The 3,221-nt window shown below is 76.0% G+C and carries 5 protein-coding genes; 2 read left to right on the top strand and 3 right to left on the bottom strand.

Going from position 1 to position 3,221, the window contains the following annotated elements; translation table 11 throughout:
- Nucleotides 1-559: hypothetical protein (locus tag AE652_RS49360; RefSeq protein ID WP_049660011.1), on the top strand; the 559-nt coding region annotated here is incomplete at its 5' end.
- Between the two features lie 161 nt (nucleotides 560-720).
- Here AE652_RS49360 and AE652_RS38335 read toward each other — a convergent pair.
- The 3 genes from AE652_RS38335 to AE652_RS46960 all read right to left on the bottom strand — a co-directional run bounded on the left by AE652_RS38335 (nucleotide 721) and on the right by AE652_RS46960 (nucleotide 2,421).
- Complete coding sequence (locus AE652_RS38335) at nucleotides 721-1,398, bottom strand: YoaK family protein (RefSeq protein WP_049660009.1); 678 nt, start codon at nucleotides 1,396-1,398, stop codon at nucleotides 721-723.
- Between the two features lie 113 nt (nucleotides 1,399-1,511).
- The gene (locus AE652_RS38330; protein ID WP_049660007.1) at nucleotides 1,512-2,246 is read right to left on the bottom strand and encodes an MgtC/SapB family protein; all 735 of its coding nucleotides are present in this window, start codon (nucleotides 2,244-2,246) and stop codon (nucleotides 1,512-1,514) included.
- A 13-nt stretch (nucleotides 2,247-2,259) separates the two neighbouring features.
- Nucleotides 2,260-2,421, bottom strand: coding sequence for a hypothetical protein (locus tag AE652_RS46960; RefSeq protein WP_159028687.1), 162 nt, complete (start codon nucleotides 2,419-2,421; stop codon nucleotides 2,260-2,262).
- A 215-nt stretch (nucleotides 2,422-2,636) separates the two neighbouring features.
- On the opposite strand from AE652_RS46960, the gene AE652_RS38325 reads away from it, so the two are divergent.
- The coding region (locus tag AE652_RS38325; protein WP_234348693.1) for an ABC transporter ATP-binding protein at nucleotides 2,637-3,221 on the top strand (585 nt) is incomplete at its 3' end.

Here is a 3,221-nt window from a genome sequence, read left to right as displayed (position 1 = left end):
CCGCCCCCTCGACCGCTCCCGCGCCCGCGCCTGGCTGTCCGCCGTGCTCGGCGCGGTGCTCGCCCTCGCCCTGTGCGCGGGCGGCTCGCTGCTCCTCTACCGCGCCACCGCGCACCGGGCCGACGCCGACCGCGGGCGGCTGGAACAGGTCGACGCCGTGGTCAGCGGCGTCCCGGACCGCACCACCGCCACCGGCAGCCGCTTCGCCGGCGGCTACAGCAACCAGGTGGACGTCGACGCGGACTGGACCGCCCCCGACGGCAGCCCGCGCCACGGCACCGTCCAGGCCCCGCACTCCGCCGTCACCGGCAGCCGGATCCCCGTCTGGGTCGACGCGGCCGGCACCGTCTCCGTCGCCCCGGCCGACCGGGTGGCCCTCGCCGTCTCCGCCGCCTGCACCGGCGCCGGCGGCCTCCTCGTCCTGCTGGCCCTGCTCGCCCTCGCCCTCCGCCTGCGCCTCCAGGCGCTCGACCGCCGGGCGGAGGCCGCCTGGAGCACCGAGTGGGAGCGCCTCGAACCCCTCTGGAGCGGCCGCGCCGGGCACCGCAGCGAGGACTGAGCCGGCCACCGGTGACACCCCGGAAATCGACGCCGCCAGGAGCGCCGTCCGGGCCGTAGGTGACCGTGCGGCATCCCGAACCCCCTGGGGCGGGGCCGGAATTCGACGCGGCCCGCACCCGGCACCGGCCATGGACGGGCGGCGGATCACCGGACGCCCGGTCAGCGCGGCCGGGTCCAGGCGGGGGCGGGGACGGTCCTGGCGGCGCGGTGGGTGAGGGCCGCGACGGCGAGGAGCAGCGCGAGGGCCAGGGCCAGGGCCAGCGGGATGTCGGCGTGGAGGACCAGAAGGGCGCCGAGGAGGGCGCCGGCGAACATCCAGACGGCGGAGGCCAGCCGGCGGGGGCCGGTGCGGTCGGCGGCGAGGGCGGTGATGGTCATGGTCAGCACGGTGGTGGTGAGGTCGGGGACCTTCAGGGCGCGGACCACCGCGTTCTGGCCGCCCATGGCGAAGCCGAGCAGCCCGATCAGGGTGTAGCGGGCCGGCTCGGAGGTGTGGCCGGCCACGGCCGCCAGCACGGTGGCCGCCGCGACCAGCGCCGACTGGACGGCGACGGCGGCGGTCAGCAGGTGCCCGCGGTGGCCGGGCAGGCGGCGGGCGAGGTGGCCGCCGGCCAGGGCGCCGAGCAGGAAGGCGGCGAGGGCGGCCAGCGAGGCGGTGGCGGAGAGGTTGGCCGCGCCGGCCAGGGCGAAGCCGAGGAACACCACGTTGCCGGTCATGTTGGCGACGAAGACGTGGCCGAGTTCGAGGTAGCTGACCGCGTCCACCACTCCGGTGACCACGGTCAGCACCAGCAGCATCGGCACCAGCGGCCCGTGCTCGGGATCGGGGGTCTGCATCCTGCCTCCAGTCGGTTCGGGCGGGGGTTCGGGTGACCCGGTCCGGGTGACGCGGTCCGGTGACACGGTCCGGCGACGCGGTCCGGGTGGTGACGGTACGTCCGCGCCGCCCGTCAGGCGAGCGCCGGGTTGCCGGGGTCCTCCGGCTCGTCCTCCAGGTGCCAGTGCAGGTCGCGTACGCCGGGCTCCAAGGACAGTCGGGTGACGACCTGTTCGAGCGCCGGGGCGACCTGCCCGGTGATCGCGACGGTGGCCCGCAGGCTGGTGGCGTCGCCGTTGTCGGTGCGGCGGGCGCGCAGGCCGGTGGGGGCGAGTCCGGAGGCGGTGAGGGCCTGGAGCAGCAGGGCCCGGATGTGGGTCTCGGACTTGCGGTCGCATTCCAGGTGGACGGTGGCGCGGGTGGTGGAGTCGGGGTCGCTGCCGGCCTGCGGGGCCCGGTCGAGGAGTCGGCCGGCGGGGCGCAGGACCAGGTGGACGACGAGGACGGCGAGTGTGCCGAGGACGGCGAACCGCAGTTCGCCGGAGGCGGCGAGGACTCCGACGGCGGCCGAACACCAGAGTGTGGCGGCGGTGTTGAGGCCGCGTACGCCGGCGCCGTCGCGCAGGATGACGCCGCCGCCGAGGAAGCCGATGCCGGAGACGACGTAGGAGGCGACCCGGGTGGGGCTGGCGGCGTCGCCGACGGCCTCGCTGTAGAGCACGAACAGGGTGGCGCCGGCGGCGACCAGGGCGTTGGTGCGCAGGCCGGCCATCCGGGCCCGCCACTGGCGTTCGACGCCGATCAGCGCGCCGCAGGCGACGCCGGTGGCGAGCCGTACCAGGAAGTCGACGGTGGTCAGGGTGTGCACGACGGCACCTCCTTCACGGGAGGAGGGGGACGGACGGTGGCACGCGGTCGATGCTCCCGGCAGGCCGGGCGACCTCGATGATGGCCATCGCCACGGTGGTCGGCGGGGAGGCGCGCAGGGCGCGGGGGCCGGCCGTGCGGTCGGCCCCGGACGACGTGACGGCGCGTCGGCGCATCGGGGGTCTCGGGCGCCTCCGGAGCCGTGAGCCGTCCCGAGCATAGACCGCCTCCGAACGACCGGGGCAGGGGTTTCCCGCTCTTCCTCGACAGCTTTGTAGAAGTTTGACCGAACCCGATCACCGCCGTCCGGGAACCGGCCCGCCTTGCGTCACGTCCTCCGACATATATAGTTCACCGACATATGCAGTTGAGCAGCTCACGAGGGGGAAGTGTGTCCCACACCGATCCGAACCGGCCCGCACCCGTCCTGCGCCTGGCCAACGTCACCCGCGTGCACGGGCGGGGCGCCGCCGAGGTGCACGCCCTGCGCGGCATCGACCTGGCCGTCCACCCGGGCGAGTTCGTCGCCGTCATGGGCCCGTCCGGCTCCGGGAAGTCCACCCTGCTGACCCTGGCCGGCGGGCTGGACCAGCCCAGCGACGGCGAGGTGCTGGTGGAGGGGGTCGCCCTCGGCGGCCTCGGCCGCGGCCGGCTCGCCGACCTCCGGCGGCGCTCGATCGGGTACGTGTTCCAGGACTACAACCTGATCCCGGCCCTGACCGCCGCCGAGAACATCGCGCTGCCGCGCGAACTCGACGGCGTCCCGGGCCGCCGGGCCCGCCGGGAGGCGCTGGCCGCGCTGGAGGAGCTGGGCATCGGCGAGCTCGCCGACCGCTTCCCCGACGACATGTCCGGCGGCCAGCAGCAGCGCGTGGCCATCGCCCGCGCCCTGATCGGCGAGCGCCGGCTGGTGCTCGCCGACGAGCCGACCGGCGCCCTCGACTCGGCCACCGGCGAGGCGGTGCTCGCCGTGCTG

The sequence above is a fragment of the Kitasatospora sp. MY 5-36 genome, assembly GCF_001182915.1.
GTDB lineage: Bacteria > Actinomycetota > Actinomycetes > Streptomycetales > Streptomycetaceae > Kitasatospora.
Note: the sequence above shows the minus strand (reverse complement) of the source record. Positions and strands in the feature narration are given on the sequence as shown.